A 16,918-nucleotide genomic window follows, 5' to 3' on the forward strand; every position below is an offset into this window, starting at 1 on the left:
AAACGTAAAAGACGGTCATCTGCGGATAGATCGGGAAGGTTTTATTAAACTTTTGGAGGAATTGCTGGATAATGCTTTTAGGTTTTCAGAGCGGTGAACTGAGATGACAGTTGTTGGTGAAATAGAAGGGGAATTTTATCATTTAGCGATTCGCGATCGCGGACGGGGAATGAGTGCAGAACAGATCGCTAATTTCGGTGCTTACCAGCAATTCGATCGGAAAATCTATGAACAACAAGGTTCAGGATTAGGCTTATCGATTGTTAAGGAATTGGTGAATTTATATGACGGAAAATTTACGATTGAGAGTTCTCTCAACAAAGGAACAACCATCCATGTTCTTTTACCCACCCTACCGCAAGCAGAGGAATCTTGATAGACTGAGATTCTATAGTGATTCTACGTTAGGTAGGTATTAATGAGTCTATTTGAAGATCGAGACTTGATGCATCTTCCCTCTGTGTTTATTGGTGGCGAATACAATTGGCAAGCTCAGATTCATGCCGCACAAGTGGAAAGTCAGAAATTGCGGCGCTTACGCCAGCAGTGGAGTTCGGAACGTCCTAGTCATTTCAATCATCCGAAGGGGGGTTCGACTAAAAATTAGGCAATAGGCAATGATGGAGTCCCCGTGTCGTCGCTCCCTGAGCGTAGCCGAAGTGTCGAAGGAAGCGTCCTATTCCTCTATTTCCTATTACTTAACAATTACGGGGGTTCCCAAGGTTGTCCAGTTAAAGAGCCATTGGGCATGATCGACAGCGACATTCACACAACCATGGCTGACGGGTATACCAAATTGATTATGCCAGTAAGCGCCATGGATGGCATAATGACCGGAATAGTACATAGTATAGGGAACGTCGGGTAAATCGTAACCATCTCCTCGCATTCGTGCTAGTTCATGTTTGGATTGGATGGCAAAGCTGCCCCTAGGTGTTTCATGGTAGGCTTTACCGGTGGAGATAATGACGCTGTAGATGGGAATGGAGCCTTCCCAAGCCGTGAGTCGTTGGGTGGCAACGTTAACCTCGATCCAGCGTTGGCTGGAGTTTTTGAGGGTTTGAGTCTGTTCTTCTAGGGTGGGGTTTTGGGCGAAGGTGGGGATGGGTTGAATACCATGCGCTCCAAGAATAATGAGGGTGAGGATAGGAATAATAGCTTTCATGGCAGTGATGCAGAGTCGATCGCTATAGCGCTATGCGCTAGTAATGGGTAATGTCTCAAAACAGAGAGCAAGTGCTATAGCAGAGAAAGGAAGAGTTAGGACACTTTCTATTGCCTATTACGGATTGCCTATTGCTAAAACAATAACCTAACCGTCTTAAAGCACTCCTTTATATATTCCTATTTTGCCTGAAGAACTATCGATCATCCATGCGTAATTGTGCTAGGAGTCGGTGGCTGTTTTCGGAAATTGCTTGCCAATTTTGTGCTTTGACTAAAGATGGAGGAAAAAGTTGGGTGGATAACCCAACGCCGATCGCCCCGGCTTTAATTAAATCTAGGGCATTGTTTGGAGTAACACCTCCTGTGGGAATGAGGGGAATATGACCTAAAGGGCCTTGTAAACTTTTAAGATAGTGGCTACCACCAAGGGATTGAATGGGAAAGACTTTGACGCTACTGGCTCCTGCTTGCCAAGCGGTAACAATTTCGGTGGGGGTAAGAGCGCCGGGAATGATGGGAATATTGACTTCGATCGCCTGTTCAATCAGTGGGGGATGGGTATGGGGTGAAAATAAAAACTCTGCACCGCAGGCGATCGCGTCTTGCATCTGATTGCTAGTGAGTACGGTTCCTGCGCCGATGGTACAGTGGGGTAACTGTTGACGCAGTAAGGCGATCAGATCGGCGGGGCGATCGCTATTCCAGGTAATTTCAATTAAACCCATTCCTCCCTGCGCGACTGCATGGGCAAGTTGCATCCCCAATTTCAGATCGGGAGAACGGATGACGGCGATCGCCCGATAATGATGCAGTAAGTCTAACCACCGTTGCTTGTACATAGGGAATAGAGAACAGGAGACAGGGAATAAGGACAAAAAAAGAAACAAGGCCATTTTAAGAGCCTTGTAATTGAGTCATGGATTGGAATATTTTAAGTTGAGTTGTTGTTGCTTTAGTTGTTAGCAGTACTCCAAGGGCTACAGAGTTGGAGAATGATGCCACAACCGACTACTTTTAACAGTTCTAAGACCCAATATCCCATTTGCATGGGCATCATTTCTGAGGAAACCGAGCGCACGGTTTCAAAGAAGGTTAAGTTGAGTCCCATGGCGCTCATTTGAGGAGTTAAGCCATAGGTGTCTACTAAAGCGATCGCCAATAAAATAACGGATAAGATAAGGGCAGTATGGCGTTTTGCGTCTGAGAGTTGATGTTGATTTTCTAAAACGAGTAAGCCGGTTAAGGTTAAAGCGGCACAGAGAGTTTCTACACGGTTAAAAATCCAAAAAATAGAATAACCAGCCGAGGCAAATCCCGGTTGAGTCATCATTCCAGCCGTATATAAACCTGGCATAATTACCAGATCGATAATGAGGGTTGCACTCAACCAGAATCCTAGAGCGCCTAGGAGGATTTGTTGCCAATTGAGGTTTTTCCCATTTGTTCCAGATAGAGTTCCCATTTCGTTTCTCTCGTACACTCTCTACTTTTTTGTTGTACCGAACTTTTGCCCCAACTGCGTAAGAGTGCAATATTTATTTATATCTATCGGATCGGGTGAACGATTTTTCTAGGATTCACTTCAGTTAATATTGAGAAGTGTAAAGAAAGTCAGCCAAAGGTCATGAATCACCCAAGTGGGGGAAGTCAAAATCTAGGGACGTGAATTGAATAGGATTAAGGGATTTCAGGATCGAGCTATGAACGCACAATCCAAGCTCAGAATAGGAGCGATCGCTGCTAGTCTGTTGCTCTTATTGTCCGTAATCTCACTGGAAAGTCAGTCGGTGCAAGCTCAACCCATTTCTGCTTGTACGGCGATTTTAGGGGAAGAAGACCAGGAAAATGACTTAGGGATCTATGATGGTGTTGGCACAGAATTTTACACGAGATATTATGGTAGTCCTGGCGATCGCGTCTCAATTCTGCAAGGCGATCGAGATGGATTGGCGATCGCTAACGATAAATATGGAAACAATTGGGTAAAAGTAGAATTGCTTCAAAGTCAGGCTAGGGGATGGGTGCGGCGAGATAATTTGAGTGAATTTGAATGTTATAATCAAGGCAAGAGTGGGAGTCCCACAGGTGTAGTGGTGAAAGCCAAACCCCTACTGTATCGACTGGCAATTTCATGGAGTATCAGGTGATGGATCGACAAGCACTGGTAGTATTTGATATTGATGGGGTTTTGCGAGATGTGGGTCAATCCTATCGTCGGGCGATCGCCGATACAGTGGAGAAATTTACGGATAATCACTATCGTCCCACTTTAGCAGATATGGATGAGCTGAAAAATGAGGGAATTTGGAACAATGATTGGGAAGCGTCTCAAGAGTTAGTGTATCGCTATTGGGTGAGTCAAGGTCAAACCAGGGAGAGTATGGCACTTAACTATGAGGAACTGGTGGAGTTTTTCCAATCTCGCTATCAAGGAAGCGATCTCCAGAACTTCAATGGATATATTACCCATGAACCCTTATTGGTTACGGCGGATTATCTGTATGACTTGAATAACCACGGGATTCTGTGGGGGTTTTTTAGTGGAGCAACGCGGGCAGAAGCCAAGTATGCTCTAGAGTATCGGTTAGAGCTGTCGAATTTAGCGTTAGTGGCAATGGAAGATGCTCCAGGAAAACCCGATCCAACCGGATTATTTCAGGTGATTGAACAGTTAGATTCCGATCCCAAGCTACCGGTGTTGTATGTGGGGGATACGGTGGCGGATATGAAGACAATAGAGCGAGCAAGAGCAGAGCAACCCGATCGGTTATGGGTGGCGATCGGCGTTTTACCGCCCCATGTGCAAGAAACCCAAGAACGAAGCCAAGCCTATGCCCAACGATTGGAAAGTGCTGGAGCGCAAAGGGTATTTAAAAATGTAGAAGATTTAGCGGTTGATGAGATTAAAGCATTGATTTAAAGGGACATTAGATGGACTTTAAAAGGGTCTCTCAACTCTACATTAGACCTCTTCCATCAGTCAGTAGAAAATGAAGGTAAGAGTATCCTATATTCTTACCCCCATTCCCTATTCCCTGACTTCTCCAAGAAGTCTATTACTTGGGCTGATCTACAATAAAAAATGATCGCTTAAGCCATAACGCTTCAGATCTATGACTTCTACATTACCCACCACCTCCACCGATCGCCATACAGCCCTACCTTCTATTCCTCCTCTGGAAAATGGCGATCGCCTCACTCGTCCTGAGTTTGAGCGTCGCTATTTTAATATGACCGAAGTAAAAAAAGCAGAATTAATCGGAGGAGTAGTATACATAGCTTCCCCCCATCCTCCGATATGCACTGTTACTAGATCGGAGAGACCAAATAGAGTAAAAATGGGGACGAGCCATCGAGAGAGTGTAGCATAGAGGGGGAAAGGGAAGGAGCGATCGCCAACCCAATCCGAGAGCAAACAGCATCCATAAACTCGCTTCAATGCGGTTACCACGATCATAAATACCCTCTAACACTCGAATTTGAGCCTCAGTACTAAGATAATGGAGTTTAAGTACCAATCCAGATCTCAGTATAGCCAAGCCACTTAAAGCCAAAGTGAGGCCAATTTTAGCCCAACGGGAGCAACCTAACCGAGGATGAGATAACTTCATAATGAGTGCATCCAATTAAATGACTCAAAAGTTGTCTGTCTTGTGACAACAAATACGGTAAAATATTACCAATTTTAATAATGAGTTGACAAAATGAGATGTGACAGTAAATATTCATTCATCAAGGAGATTTTATCCAATTGGCGATACTGCTGAATCAATGGATTAATAAAGCATCTGAAAAACTTCCCTTAAGGATAGTTTTAATTGTGCCATTCTTGGTACAAATATTTGTAGTCGTAGGATTAATTGGATATTGGTCTTATCGTAATGGACAACAAGCCATTGAAGAATTAGCGACCCAGTTACGACAAGAAACAACCAGCCGCATCACCGATCATTTAAACACTTATTTATCGAATCCCCATTTAATAAATCGAATTAATCTTCACGATTTAGAAATAGGCAAACTAGATCTCAATAATGTGACCTTATTAGAACGTCATTTTTGGCAACAAATACAACTTTTTCCAAATATATCTTATAGTTATTTAGCGACACCCAAAGGTCTTTTTAGTGGTTCAGAAAATATCGTGAATGGTCAAGTTAGAACTGCCCATTGGAGCATAGACGATCCGGAGAAAGTCTATCAAATTTGGGATGTAGATCGGGCCGGATATCGGACAGAAATATACGATCAATATCCCAATTGGGATATGTTTAGTAAGGCTTGGTATATAGCAGGAAAAAATATAGATAAACCGAGTTGGGGTAAAATTTACGTTTGGTCAAATCGTCCTAAGATCTCTTTACCAGCCTTAAGACACTATTATAATGAAGATGGAACTCTAGAAGCAATTTTAGGAGTCGATCTATCTTTGCTAGAGATCAGCACCTTTTTACAAACTTTAGAAATTGGTAAGACCGGTCAAACATTTATAATCGAGCGCAATGGATTATTAGTTGGTTCCTCAACGGATGCATCACCCTTAATTCAGAGAGAAGACAAAGCGGAACGGTTGCCAGCAAGGGATATGGATAATCCATTAATTCAAGCAACCGCAGAATTTTTAGAAACTGAGTTTCCAGATTTTAACGATATATCAGGGAGCCAACAGCTAAAATTCAAACTAGGAGATGAATGGCAGTTAATTCAAGTCACTTCATATCGCGATGCATATGGATTAGATTGGTTAATTATCGTGATTATTCCAGAATCTGATTTCATGGCCAAAATTCATGAAAATAATCGCACGACTATTTTACTCTGCTTCATAGCTTTAGGTGTAGCAACCCTATTGGGAATTATGACTTCCCGATGGATTATTCAAGATATCTTAAGTTTGAATGAAGCGGCAAAAAAAATATCTCTTGGAGACTGGGAGCAGCAGTTAAATATTCATCGTTCCCATGAATTGACAGAATTGTCTCGATCCTTTATGTTCATGTCCGAAAAGCTTAAATCATCTTTTGAAACGTTGCAAAAACAAAAAGATGATTTAGATCAAACCAATGTGCGGCTTCAGCAACTCGATCGAATGAAAGATAGCTTTTTAGCCAATACATCCCATGAGCTGAGAACCCCGTTAAATGGAATTATTGGGATTGCCGAATCTTTGATGGATGGAGTGGCGGGAGAACTCTCTCCCGTCACTCGTTCTAACTTATTTACCATTATTGCTAGCGCTCGTCGTTTGTCAAACTTAGTCAATGACATTTTAGACTTTTCTAAGTTACAACATCAGACTATTACGTTGCAACTCAAACCTGTTGATTTGCATTCAATTGTTGAAATCGTTTTGACTTTATCCAAGCCATTAGTCGCGCAGAAAGACGTAAAACTGATTAATAATATTCCTAAAGATTATCCCCCCGCAGAAGCGGATGAAAATCGTCTACAACAAATTTTTTATAACTTGGTTGGTAATGCCATTAAGTTTACGGATTCAGGAATTGTAGAAGTTAGTGCAGAAGCGCTCAAATCTTCTAGTCATAACTCTCAAATTGCGGTTTCAGTGTCTGATAGTGGTATTGGAATTCCTGAAAATAAATTGGAGAAGATTTTTGAATCTTTTGAGCAAGCAGATGGTTCAACAGAGCGAGAATATGGAGGGACAGGTTTAGGGTTAGCCATTACTAAACAATTGGTAGAATTACATCAGGGTAAAATTTGTGTTAGTTCTCAGGTTAATAAAGGGTCAAAATTTACTTTTACACTACCGATTTCCTCTGAGGAAGTATATAACAACTCATCAACCTTGACGATCCCAAGTAGTGAACTAAAGTTAGAGGATAAATGGGAATCTCTTGAAGATATACATCAGGTAGAGGTAGAAGAAAAATCACAAATTTTGATTGTGGATGATGAACCAGTAAATCGTCAAGTTTTGGTCAATCATTTATCTTTGAATAACTATGCTATCTGTCAAGCAAGTACGGGTCAAGAAGCCTTAGAGTTAATCGATAATGGATTAAAACCTGATTTAGTTTTGCTAGATGTCATGATGCCCAAAATGACGGGATATGAAGTTACGAGACGATTACGGGAAAAGTTTAATATCACAGAGTTGCCCATTTTATTATTGACGGCAAAAAACCAAATTCAAGATATTGTCGCGGGCTTAAAGGTAGGGGCAAATGATTACCTCACTAAACCCATTGCTAAGGATGAGTTATTAGCCCGTTTGCGGACTCAGCTCAATTTGAAGCGTTTGAAGGCGGAAAACTTGTATTTAAGTGCAGAATTGGATATTATTCGCCGGATGCAAGAGATGGTATTACCTTCTACATCTGAGTTGCGGGCGATCTCTACTTTAGATATTGCTGGATGTATGCAACCGGCGGAAGACGTAGGTGGAGACTACTATGATGTCTTAGTGGAGGGCGATCGCCTGAAAATTGGGATTGGTGATGTTACTGGCCATGGACTCGAAAGTAGTATTATCATGATTATGGCTCAAACTGCTGTCCGTACTCTGCAAGAAAGTAAACAAACCGATCCCGTAGAATTCCTATCGATTCTCAATCGTACCCTCTATCACAATATTGAGCGCATGAATTCCGATAAAAGTATGACACTCGCACTTCTAGACTATACCAATGGAATCATCCAACTCAGTGGACAACATGAAGAGACGATTGTTGTTCGACACAATGGAGAAGTTGAACGCATTGATACGATTGATTTAGGATTGCCCCTAGGTTTAGAAGCCAACATCAGTGAATTTATTTCCTCTTCTCAAATCGCACTTAACCCTGGAGATGTAGTTGTTTTGTATACGGATGGGATTCCCGAAGCAGAAAATAAAGATAGAGTCTTCTATGGTATTGAGAAACTCTGTGAAGTAGTTCAAGCTCATCATCACCAATCGGCTGAAGAAATTCGCCAGGCAATTATTGTTGATGTTGAGGATCATATTGGCCAGCATACAGTATTTGATGATATGGCTCTAGTAATTCTGAAACAAAAGGAGCCTCAACTTCCTACTTAATTATTCTTTGAGCAAATTAATCTGACTATCTTCTGGTGACTTAAACCGAATAATCCGTTGAGGTAAGAGAGGTGGAATTCCTGCCCGATCAAAAGCTTCTTTGATCATATCCCGGACAACCCCTTGAATTTCGTCATGGATGCCTCTGGGGTTACTGATTGGCTTGAGTTTTGTCATGGTGCGAATCATCATATGAGAGGTCGTAAATTCCTCAATTCCATTAAAGTCAATGGGTTCTAAAACTTCGGGGTGATTCGCTTGTAACTCTTCACTGACTTGCCCTAAAATTCCATAGATTTTCTTCACATTTGCTTCATAGGAAATCGGGATATCGACTACGGCATAGATATAATCTCTAGAATAGTTTACAACCTCTTCAATATTTCCATTACGAATGATATAAACTTGACCGTTGGGATGGCGAATACGAGTGGTTCTGAGTTCAATGGCTTCTACAACCCCTGAAGCGTCTCCTGTCTCCACAAAATCTCCGACTAAATAATAGTTTTCAAACAAAATAAAGAACCCACTGACCATATCGTTAATCAAGTTTTGTGCCCCTAAACCTACGGCTAAACCCAATAAACCTGCTGCAGCTAAAATGGGAGTAGGGTCAATTTCAAAAACATCTAAAATCCAAATACCAGCGCCAAAGTAGATCAAGTATTTAGATAAACTTTGCATCAGTGGCGTAATTGTCATCCGTCGCTGTTGCTGCGTATCTGATAAGCTTTTATCAGACAGCATGACTTCTTCAAGGAGGAGTTGACTCAGCTCAATAAAGACACGACTGAGGAGGATAATGACAATTAAATTAATCAGTTTTTCTCCAATATTGGTCAACCCAGTAATTGCCTGAATTAATCCAATGACTTGGGTGACCATATTGACATAAATCACAGCTTCTAAACAGCGTTTAGCGAAGGGGACTAAATGCTTAAGATTGCCATAATAGCGACTCACTAAGGTGTCTGACTTGAAATAAGATTCAATTAGATTATCGAGGCTATCAATAATCGAAGTCGCTGCTTGCAAAATGAGGATACTAAAGGCAACAATGAGATAACCAATCAATAGGGTTTTCAAGTAGCTTATGAGTGTTTCTGGTAACTTAAAAGAGTATCCACTGAGATATAAGGTAAGCAGCCACAGGGTATTGGTGACATGAAACTTGGTGTTTGCTAAAAACGGATCGGTTTGATCGTAAACGGCGGTTAGTTTGGCAAAAACAGCAAACTCTTTTACTTTCTTACTAGCTGGGTTGAGAACCCGATCAATATAACGGATAATGGTTAAGGTAACAATAACGAGAAGACTGGTAATAAAGAGTCCAAACAACGTCGCTTGCCACAACTGCTTGGGTATATTTTGAAACAATTGTAGGGTGTACTTGAGTAAGTCTTTTTCTCCTCGATAAATCAAAAAGACATTGGATAAAACTATGGCAATACTAAGGAAAAACCAAGAAAATGCTAGGATTTTTTTTGAGTATTTCCGAAACCTATCAATTTGGCTTTTTTTGTCTTTCAGCCATGATAAGTGGTAGCTTTTCTTGAAGAAGAAATTTATTGCCCATTGCAGCACAATAAAGGCAACTAAAACGACTGCTAACTCACTGATGACAAAGAGAAGATTGTATAAGTTTTCCATCATCTTGTTTCTATGGGATCGAATCGCAACCTAAGTTTTTCTGGCTCAATCCTGCTTCACTCATTCAGAAAAACTCCTAGTTGTTGGGATTAACTACTCTAAAGAGTGACTGCGTTAGGAAATGCAGTTCCTAAGTATAAATCAAAAACTATGCTAGATATATAAAGATTTTTGTCTGAAGTTATAGAATCTTTACAGTTTGTGACTTCGATCAATCGCTATCTATAGAAGTTCGGATAGTGTATGGTTGAAAATTAATACCAATCGGGTGCTGCACCAGTTTGGGGTAATTCTGTAATAGGTTTTACGTTTGATCCATCTCTATTAATTGTAAAAATTAGATCGGAACCATTGCGAGTGGAGCGGAAAGCGAGCTTGAAACCATCGGGTGACCAAGTAGGTTCGAGGTCTCGTCCTGGATTTCGGGTTAAGTTAGCGAGGTTGGTTCCGTCTGCATTCATGAGATAAATATCGGCATCACGGGTAAAGTAACCGGGTTTAAGTTGAAAAGATTCAAAACTAAAGGCAATTTGGCGACCATTAGGAGACCAAACGGGGGTGTGGTGAATCCCTTCACGATCGCTCAATTGAATGACATTAGAACCATCTGCATTCATGACATAAATCTGGAAACTCTTGCCATCAGAGCGGTTCGAGGTAAACAGGATCTGCTTGCCATCGGGAGACCAATCGGGAGATCGCTCTACTGCTGGATGATGGCTAATATTGGTTTGCCTGGTTCCATCAGGATTCATGACAAAAATATCCTGATTCCCGTTGCGATCGGAACTAAAGGCAATTTTCTCTCCATCGGGCGACCAAGTGGGGTAAAATTCCCAAGCCGGATTGACGGTTAACCGTTGTTGATCTCCACCATCGGCATTCATCACATAAATTTCTCGATTTAAGTCCCGGTTTGAGACAAAGGCTATTTTACTGCGATCCGGTGACCAAGCCGGTAAGCCATTATCCCGTAAAATATGGGTAAGGCGCTTAGGATAGGAGCCATCGTCATTCATGACATAGATGGACATATTGTTTTCCCGCAGGGACTGAAATACAATTTTCGGTCTATTCGCGACAAAGCTATGGGTGGTGGTTTGGCAAAGAATCACCAATAAAAAGGCAAATAAACTTAAGCGAATGGCGATCGCTCCTAATTTAACTAATTTAACTCTCATTGTTGCTCCCTACTCACCACCTTTTGACTCTTCTGCGATCAGCGCGTAAATGATAATCCCAATCAAGACTAAACCTAATGTGATAGATACTAAGATACTCATCATGCAACTAAAAATCCTCCTGAGCTTGAAGTGATTCTAAACTGTTGCACCCTATGTTATAGCAGTTGATAGTAGATAGTAGATACAGCGCTTTGCGCTGGGGAATAGGGAATAGGGTTGTGGTACATAGAGAGAGAGGATTCAAGCTTGTATTTCATAATGCAAGCAAAGTGCTGTTATGATATCCCAAAGGTTAGGAAAGGAGCGATCGCCACTTCGCCCCTAGTTTCTCTACTCATACTAACCAATGACCCATGACCGATTACCCACTCCCCGCGCGTAGCGATCTCCTAGAAATTACCGATAATGTTGGGTAATTTCCTGTAAATTTTTCGCTCGAAATCCTTCCCCCTTAGCTGCCATTTGCCATTGTCCATCTTGTAAATAGACTTCTGCCATAATCATCCCAGTCATTCCCGCATAATTGGAACCCGAAAGATTATACCGTGCAATCTCCTGATTATTCGACCGGTTAACCAAGCGCACAAACGCATTTTTGATTTGCGAAAACTCCTGCTTTCGCGATAAACACTCATAAATATTGACCACAAATACCAACTTTTGAATCCCTGGCGGCAGTTGGTCTAGCGATACTAAAATCTGTTCATCATCCCCTTCTCCTTCTCCCGTCAAATTATCACCCAAATGGGTCACTGCTCCTGAAGAATGGCGCAAGTTCCCAAAATAGACAAAGTCTGTAACTTCCTTAAGTTTATCTTGGTTATTTAAGCAGATTACCGATGCATCTAAATCCAGATTGGGGCCTCTTTTTAGAACTCCCAATAGACCCTTGGATTCGGCCACATCCCAACCTAATCCACAAAGCAAATTTTTCAATCCTGGAGCAATTTTTTCTAAGGAAATTCGTTGTCCCTTTTCTAGGTTAATCCCCATAATTTCGAGCCTCAGTTATAGATACCGATCCAACAGAGCTTGCAAACCGCCTTGATACCCAGAACCTACTGCATTCATGCGCCATTGTCCATCACGGCGATAGAGTTCTGCCATAATTAATGCTGTTTCAATGGAATAATCTTCGGCTAAAGGATAGCAGAGTAATTCATTTTTAGTAGAAACATCCACTAAGCGCACATAGGCATTTTCTACCTGACCAAAATTCTGTTTGCGCTTCTCGGCCTCATGAATGGTTACTGTAAAAACAATTCGATGAACCTCTGGGGGCACTTTTTGTAAATTGATAATGATTACTTCATCATCACCTTCTCCTTCTCCGGTCAAATTATCGCCCATATGTTCAATGGACTTATGGGTATCGGGACTCACCTTATTATTATAGAAAATGAAGTGCTTATCGGAAATGAGTTTCTCATTTTCTCCCAACAGAAATGCGCAGGCATCTAAGTCAAAATCATAACCGGTATCGGTGGCTTTTACATCCCATCCTAAACCCACAAATACGGCTTGTAAGTTGGGGGCGACTTTATCTAAAGAAATTCGTTGGCCTTTTTGCAGACTGATGCTACTCATTAGTGTCTAAATTGAACCTCAAGGTGTGCAGTAAATCATTTTGATTCTATCCTAGTGTATCGAGTGCTTTAAGGGCCTGACCAGGGTGAAAGCGGATTTAATATGAAGATTTGTAACAAAATGCCGTGAGTGCGCTTACACAGATGACAGATAAACAGAAGGGTTCATGACACACTTGGTAAACGATAAACCCTTGATGGTGTGTAATGGATCAAAATCAGCCGGGGGGGAAGGCTCCCTTGTTCGCCAAACTGCAACAGTTAATCCAGGAAACCTGTGCCCAGCCTCCTTTGAGTTTAGAACGGCAAAAAGGATTGGCTCAACTGGTGAAATGGATTCAACATTCCGGCAAACTGTGGAAAGAAGCGGTTCCTCACTATGAGGATGCTCTCCAACAAACCTGGTTTTATGTCTGTCGTAACCTCTGTGAAGCGGCAACGGGTGCAGCTTACGATGCTGAAAAAGGGACAATTATTACCTGGATTAATGCTTATTTGAAGCGTCGATTGCAGGATCTTCGGATTGAAGGATTTCAGCAACAAAAAACTAGAGTGCAAGCCTATCGGACTTTTGAGGGAGAAGTGTACGATCCGATCGATGATTTACCGGCTCCTTCTCCGATTCCTCCAGTGTTGGAAGAGATACATGACTGGGTTAAAACTGATGCAGGGGGAAAGTTAAGACGGATTCATATGCGCGATCGCCCCGATGTCAACTGCCAAGTGTTAATTTTACGCCGTTTACCTCCAGAAACATCTTGGAAAGACTTAGGGCAAGAATTCAACATGGATAAAAATACCCTAAGTCGTTTTTATTCTCGTCAATGTTTGCCCCAGTTGCGGGAATTTGCCCAATCTCAAGGGTATTTTTAGCGCTTCACGCTGGTAATGGGTAATTTGATCTTAGTGGTAGAAATTGAAGCTGCTGTAGATGAATCGATGAATATTCGTCTGCAACTATATCCGAGTGCAGAGCGAGCCACATTACCCCCAGGAGTAGAGTTTGTTTTACTTGGCGATCGCCAAAATCCTCTCTTAACCGCCCGATCCCGTTCTCAAGATCGAGGATTACAACTGCAATTTAGCGCAGAACCCCAAGAAATCGTTGGAATTCAGGTGAATTATAGCGATCGAACTTGGACACAAACCGTTCAGATTTAACCGTTATTTATAGCTGTTCTGGGTTAATTCCCTGCGATCGTAGCAATTCAGCAAGTCGTTCAGCCCGTTGGCGTTCTTGCTGTAACTCCAATTCAGCACTTTCCGCTCGTTCGCGTTCCTGCTCTAACTCCAGTTCAGCACTTTCCGCTCGCTGCCGTTCAGTTTCTGCTCGCTCGCGTTCAATTCTCGCTCGTTCATCTCCTGTTAATAGCAAATTACCCTGACTATCCCACCAGCGCAGCCAAGGTAATTCTAGATTTCCATACTGTCCTCGCCAAATTCCTAACTCTACACCCATAGGCTGAATTGGATAATGATTTCGCTCATTAGCAGCCACTAACTCATAGCGATCTTCGATTAAATGATAAACTTCTACACTGGCCTTCTGCACTTCATAGATCGCGTAAAAAGCTGGACGGATGATTTGTTCGTATACCCAAAATTTACCGGGTTTTTGCCCTTTGTTCCGCACTGTCGATAGGGGAGTGGTATCCCGTTCTTCCGAACCATCTCCTGAGACAAATTCAATCGCAATTAAAGGAGGAATAAATTCCTGCCATAACACATAAGAACGCCTTGCTCTACCCTCAAGAGTAGGAGGAACGTTGGGAACATAAAACCAGTCCGGACATTCCGCCCCTTTTTCTGGGGGTTCTGTCATCCTCCAATAGATACCACAGTCTTGACCGATCGCATAGTATTGGTCTGGATGCAGGCGATCGAGTGTTGATTGAATCGAATCTGTCAGTAAAATACTTTGGGGATGCTCCTGAAAGTTTTTCACGCAAGTACCATCGGAGTCAGGCAGTTGGGTATGGTCAGGAAGAGTAAAATTTTTGAGTTCTGATGATTTGGCGATGGTCATAGGGAATCGTTTCTCATCGCAGGGGATGGAGGATAGTATAGCATGTGAAGAGTCGGGACTCGATATTACCCGTGATTTTACTCACTCTGAGGATTCGCCGCTTTACCTTAATCTGATTGAGAAAGTGCGAAATCTGAAGAACGATCGCTCCCTTCAAGATTACTCAGTATCGCTTCGCGATCGACGATATAATTAGAAAATATCAAGATTCTACAAGGAGTCTAAGGAAGACTCGATTTCCTGGCGGAGACGGTAGAGGATAGCTTGGGAGTCAAGTTCTTGTAAAATTTGGTGGATGACACGGCTGGGACCTAAGTTACCCCAGGTACAGCCTTGTTGGAGATAAACGCGCGTAATTTGTCCGACTTGATACGCGCCATAACCGGCGATCGCCCCTTGGAGAATCGCTCCAGGAATCCAAGCCGTTAAACTGGCAGTTTCTCCAGTGGCACCGGCAACGGTGGCGGCAGTTTTACCAATTCCCAGGAGGAGGGTTGCCACCTCTCCTAACACTAAGCCTCCAGAACTCAAGAGCATGGTTCTCCAGAGTTTTCTAGCTTCATGTCGGTTCAGGGGTAAGCCATATAAGCGACTGAGGGCACGAATCAGCGCTAAATCGGCGATCGCCCCCCCTGGAATGTCTAACAGGGCGATCGGATTAACAGCAATAGCTAAGGCTTTGGAGCGGGTATACTGCCAAATCAGAGCTTCTGCCTGTTGATGATGAACATCTAAAGTTTTTTGGGCAATTCTAGCTTCTGCTGCTTGGGTTTGCACTAACGCATTGAGAGCAAGGAGCGATCGCCCTTCACGATTGAGTACCTGCAAAATTTTTCCCCGCAATTCCTCAATTTGCGGTGCAGGATATTCCCATTCATACCGCACTTCACCGTCTGGTAATTCCACTCGCACTTGTCTAGGCATCGGTTCGGCAGCCACCCTTACCATTTCCTGAGTCGTTAGCAGTCGTGTTAACTCTTTGGGTTGCCCCAATTGTTGCAGGTTATAACTAATCGCTTCTAAGTCCAGATCGGGATATAAATCGACTTTATTAAAAACTAAAATTAACGGTTTATGGGTATGGGCTAAAAACAGCAGAGCATCATATTCCGTTTGGGTAATACCTCCTGCTACCACAAACAGAATTAAATCCGCTTGTTGGGCTACTTCCCTGGCCATATCTGCCCGCACTTCTCCCCCAATTTCATCAAGTCCAGGTGTATCGATTAACTCGATTTGCACTTTACTTTGCCCCTGGGGTATCCAGCGCACCGATCGCGGCCATTGCGTCACCCCATGAATAGGGCCGGTAGGCAAAATTTTTTGACCGACTAATCCATTCAAAACCGCAGATTTTCCCCGACTAACTAACCCAAATGCAGCAATCCGAATCACATTTTGATCGAGTTTTTCCAGGTTAGCATTGAGTATTTTCAGTTCCGGTTGAACGGCCAGAGTAGCACTCTGACGCAGCAAGGGGCTATACTGGGCCAGCGATCGTCGAATACTGGCACGAGCTAGGTTAAGATGATTTTCTTGACGGTTTGATGGGCTACTCAAGGAATCTAGTGGCTCTCTTAATCATATCGTGATTTTACCATAATTATGACAGAATAGATAGAACAATTCAAAAGGAATAACTTACTTAATCTAAACCTGATTTTTTTAGGTGATGGAGCCAGGGCAGTAATAGGCTTAAAACCCAATGATTGCGCCCTAACTAATATCGCTCGCTCTGGATGTCAAAACCTCGATCAAAACGTTGCTGAGGGAAGAGAGTTGATCGTGAAGTATGTTTCTAAAATTTCACCTCGAAAAATACCTCTACAAGTTGTTTTAATTGTGCCCTGCTTGCTCCAGTTAATTCCTATCGTTGGCCTGGTTCAATATTGGGGTTATAACACCAGTCGATCGTCTGTTGTAATGATTTTATTGGGAAACCCTTTAAGACCGATCGCATTATTAACAGTCTAAAAAAACATCTCCATGTTGAATTTGTCGAAACTTCTACGTCTGATCAATCTACCTCTATCATTTCCTCATTCACTGTGGAGCGGTTACGCCATCTGCCCCAAGGCTGGTGCAAAAACTTCCAACAAGCTGTCCTGAATAGAGATCTAGACTATAGCCCTCTTTTGTCACTCTGCCGAATCAAGATAGGAATTAAGATAAGGGATTTAGGCTGAAGAAAAAAAGTATTGAAATTGATTGACACGGTGTAGCAATGGGCGAAGTGATGAGAGTAATTGCCAATCTGGGAAAA

General features: G+C 42.4%; 16 protein-coding genes and 1 pseudogene. 8 read left to right on the forward strand and 9 right to left on the reverse strand.

Translation table 11 applies throughout. The annotated features are described in order from the left end of the window. The first annotated feature begins 103 nt into the window (after positions 1–103). Both J7545_RS05470 and J7545_RS05475 read left to right on the forward strand, forming a co-directional pair. A complete protein-coding gene (locus J7545_RS05470) occupies positions 104–376 on the forward strand; it encodes an ATP-binding protein (RefSeq protein WP_318700015.1) in 273 nt (90 codons plus the stop codon). 42 nt (positions 377–418) lie between these two features. Then, positions 419–607 carry a hypothetical protein gene (locus tag J7545_RS05475; RefSeq protein ID WP_318700014.1) on the forward strand — a complete coding sequence of 63 codons (189 nt, stop codon included), beginning with the start codon at positions 419–421 and terminating at the stop codon, positions 605–607. A gap of 87 nt (positions 608–694) precedes the next feature. On the opposite strand, the gene J7545_RS05480 is transcribed toward J7545_RS05475, so the two are convergent. The 3 genes from J7545_RS05480 to J7545_RS05490 all read right to left on the reverse strand — a co-directional run bounded on the left by J7545_RS05480 (position 695) and on the right by J7545_RS05490 (position 2,629). Then, complete coding sequence (locus J7545_RS05480) at positions 695–1,165, reverse strand: L,D-transpeptidase (RefSeq protein ID WP_271945338.1); 471 nt, start codon at positions 1,163–1,165, stop codon at positions 695–697. Positions 1,166–1,361: 196 nt separating this feature from the next. After that, on the reverse strand, positions 1,362–2,006 hold the full coding sequence (locus J7545_RS05485; RefSeq protein ID WP_318700013.1) for a bifunctional 4-hydroxy-2-oxoglutarate aldolase/2-dehydro-3-deoxy-phosphogluconate aldolase: 645 nt from the start codon (positions 2,004–2,006) through the stop codon (positions 1,362–1,364). Between the two features lie 113 nt (positions 2,007–2,119). Beyond that, the gene (locus J7545_RS05490; RefSeq protein WP_271945334.1) at positions 2,120–2,629 is read right to left on the reverse strand and encodes a DUF4149 domain-containing protein; all 510 of its coding nucleotides are present in this window, start codon (positions 2,627–2,629) and stop codon (positions 2,120–2,122) included. A 238-nt stretch (positions 2,630–2,867) separates the two neighbouring features. Here J7545_RS05490 and J7545_RS05495 point away from each other — a divergent pair, with 238 nt between their 5' ends. The 4 genes and pseudogenes from J7545_RS05495 to J7545_RS05510 all read left to right on the forward strand — a co-directional run bounded on the left by J7545_RS05495 (position 2,868) and on the right by J7545_RS05510 (position 8,209). Further along, positions 2,868–3,314 (forward strand): hypothetical protein, encoded by a 447-nt coding sequence (locus J7545_RS05495; protein ID WP_318700012.1) that lies wholly within the window; start codon positions 2,868–2,870, stop codon positions 3,312–3,314. After that, entirely contained in the window at positions 3,314–4,087 is a 774-nt protein-coding gene (locus tag J7545_RS05500) for a TIGR01548 family HAD-type hydrolase (RefSeq protein WP_318700011.1), read from the forward strand. Before J7545_RS05495 ends, J7545_RS05500 begins: the two co-directional genes overlap by 1 nt. A gap of 193 nt (positions 4,088–4,280) precedes the next feature. Continuing rightward, positions 4,281–4,454: pseudogene (locus J7545_RS05505) on the forward strand (Uma2 family endonuclease); the annotation flags it as partial. Between the two features lie 464 nt (positions 4,455–4,918). Next, positions 4,919–8,209 (forward strand): SpoIIE family protein phosphatase, encoded by a 3,291-nt coding sequence (locus tag J7545_RS05510; protein WP_318700009.1) that lies wholly within the window; start codon positions 4,919–4,921, stop codon positions 8,207–8,209. Here J7545_RS05510 and J7545_RS05515 read toward each other — a convergent pair whose 3' ends face one another. The 4 genes from J7545_RS05515 to J7545_RS05530 all read right to left on the reverse strand — a co-directional run bounded on the left by J7545_RS05515 (position 8,210) and on the right by J7545_RS05530 (position 12,630). Continuing rightward, positions 8,210–9,862 carry a mechanosensitive ion channel family protein gene (locus tag J7545_RS05515; protein ID WP_318700008.1) on the reverse strand — a complete coding sequence of 551 codons (1,653 nt, stop codon included), beginning with the start codon at positions 9,860–9,862 and terminating at the stop codon, positions 8,210–8,212. It abuts the gene before it with no gap. A gap of 251 nt (positions 9,863–10,113) precedes the next feature. Beyond that, positions 10,114–11,040 (reverse strand): hypothetical protein, encoded by a 927-nt coding sequence (locus J7545_RS05520; protein WP_318700007.1) that lies wholly within the window; start codon positions 11,038–11,040, stop codon positions 10,114–10,116. Between the two features lie 399 nt (positions 11,041–11,439). After that, entirely contained in the window at positions 11,440–12,036 is a 597-nt protein-coding gene (locus tag J7545_RS05525) for a TerD family protein (RefSeq protein WP_318700006.1), read from the reverse strand. A gap of 15 nt (positions 12,037–12,051) precedes the next feature. Next, positions 12,052–12,630, reverse strand: a complete 579-nt coding sequence (locus J7545_RS05530) for a TerD family protein (RefSeq protein WP_318700005.1) — start codon at positions 12,628–12,630, stop codon at positions 12,052–12,054. A gap of 206 nt (positions 12,631–12,836) precedes the next feature. Between J7545_RS05530 and J7545_RS05535 the strand changes: the two genes are divergently transcribed. After that, positions 12,837–13,502, forward strand: coding sequence for a hypothetical protein (locus J7545_RS05535; protein ID WP_318700004.1), 666 nt, complete (start codon positions 12,837–12,839; stop codon positions 13,500–13,502). 15 nt (positions 13,503–13,517) lie between these two features. Continuing rightward, complete coding sequence (locus J7545_RS05540; protein ID WP_318700003.1) at positions 13,518–13,790, forward strand: DUF1822 family protein; 273 nt, start codon at positions 13,518–13,520, stop codon at positions 13,788–13,790. A 7-nt stretch (positions 13,791–13,797) separates the two neighbouring features. Here the strand turns inward: J7545_RS05540 and J7545_RS05545 are convergent, their stop codons facing one another. Further along, positions 13,798–14,655, reverse strand: a complete 858-nt coding sequence (locus tag J7545_RS05545; RefSeq protein ID WP_318700002.1) for a Uma2 family endonuclease — start codon at positions 14,653–14,655, stop codon at positions 13,798–13,800. Between the two features lie 210 nt (positions 14,656–14,865). Next, on the reverse strand, positions 14,866–16,215 hold the full coding sequence (locus J7545_RS05550; RefSeq protein WP_318700001.1) for a GTP-binding protein: 1,350 nt from the start codon (positions 16,213–16,215) through the stop codon (positions 14,866–14,868). Positions 16,216–16,918: the final 703 nt, after the last annotated feature.

Origin of the sequence: Roseofilum sp. SBFL (genome assembly GCF_017746885.1) — a bacterium.
Classification (GTDB): Bacteria; Cyanobacteriota; Cyanobacteriia; order Cyanobacteriales; family Desertifilaceae; genus Roseofilum.

What these genes read in the sequence shown, in the direction of transcription:
- J7545_RS05470 (WP_318700015.1), top strand. Translation starts at nt 104, where the DNA reads ATGACAGTTGTTGGTGAAATAGAAGGGGAATTTTATCATTTAGCGATT.
- J7545_RS05475 (WP_318700014.1), top strand. Translation starts at nt 419, where the DNA reads ATGAGTCTATTTGAAGATCGAGACTTGATGCATCTTCCCTCTGTGTTT.
- J7545_RS05480 (WP_271945338.1), bottom strand. Translation starts at nt 1,165, where the DNA reads ATGAAAGCTATTATTCCTATCCTCACCCTCATTATTCTTGGAGCGCAT.
- J7545_RS05485 (WP_318700013.1), bottom strand. Translation starts at nt 2,006, where the DNA reads ATGTACAAGCAACGGTGGTTAGACTTACTGCATCATTATCGGGCGATC.
- J7545_RS05490 (WP_271945334.1), bottom strand. Translation starts at nt 2,629, where the DNA reads ATGGGAACTCTATCTGGAACAAATGGGAAAAACCTCAATTGGCAACAA.
- J7545_RS05495 (WP_318700012.1), top strand. Translation starts at nt 2,868, where the DNA reads ATGAACGCACAATCCAAGCTCAGAATAGGAGCGATCGCTGCTAGTCTG.
- J7545_RS05500 (WP_318700011.1), top strand. Translation starts at nt 3,314, where the DNA reads ATGGATCGACAAGCACTGGTAGTATTTGATATTGATGGGGTTTTGCGA.
- J7545_RS05515 (WP_318700008.1), bottom strand. Translation starts at nt 9,862, where the DNA reads ATGATGGAAAACTTATACAATCTTCTCTTTGTCATCAGTGAGTTAGCA.
- J7545_RS05520 (WP_318700007.1), bottom strand. Translation starts at nt 11,040, where the DNA reads ATGAGAGTTAAATTAGTTAAATTAGGAGCGATCGCCATTCGCTTAAGT.
- J7545_RS05525 (WP_318700006.1), bottom strand. Translation starts at nt 12,036, where the DNA reads ATGGGGATTAACCTAGAAAAGGGACAACGAATTTCCTTAGAAAAAATT.
- J7545_RS05530 (WP_318700005.1), bottom strand. Translation starts at nt 12,630, where the DNA reads ATGAGTAGCATCAGTCTGCAAAAAGGCCAACGAATTTCTTTAGATAAA.
- J7545_RS05535 (WP_318700004.1), top strand. Translation starts at nt 12,837, where the DNA reads ATGGATCAAAATCAGCCGGGGGGGAAGGCTCCCTTGTTCGCCAAACTG.
- J7545_RS05540 (WP_318700003.1), top strand. Translation starts at nt 13,518, where the DNA reads ATGGGTAATTTGATCTTAGTGGTAGAAATTGAAGCTGCTGTAGATGAA.
- J7545_RS05545 (WP_318700002.1), bottom strand. Translation starts at nt 14,655, where the DNA reads ATGACCATCGCCAAATCATCAGAACTCAAAAATTTTACTCTTCCTGAC.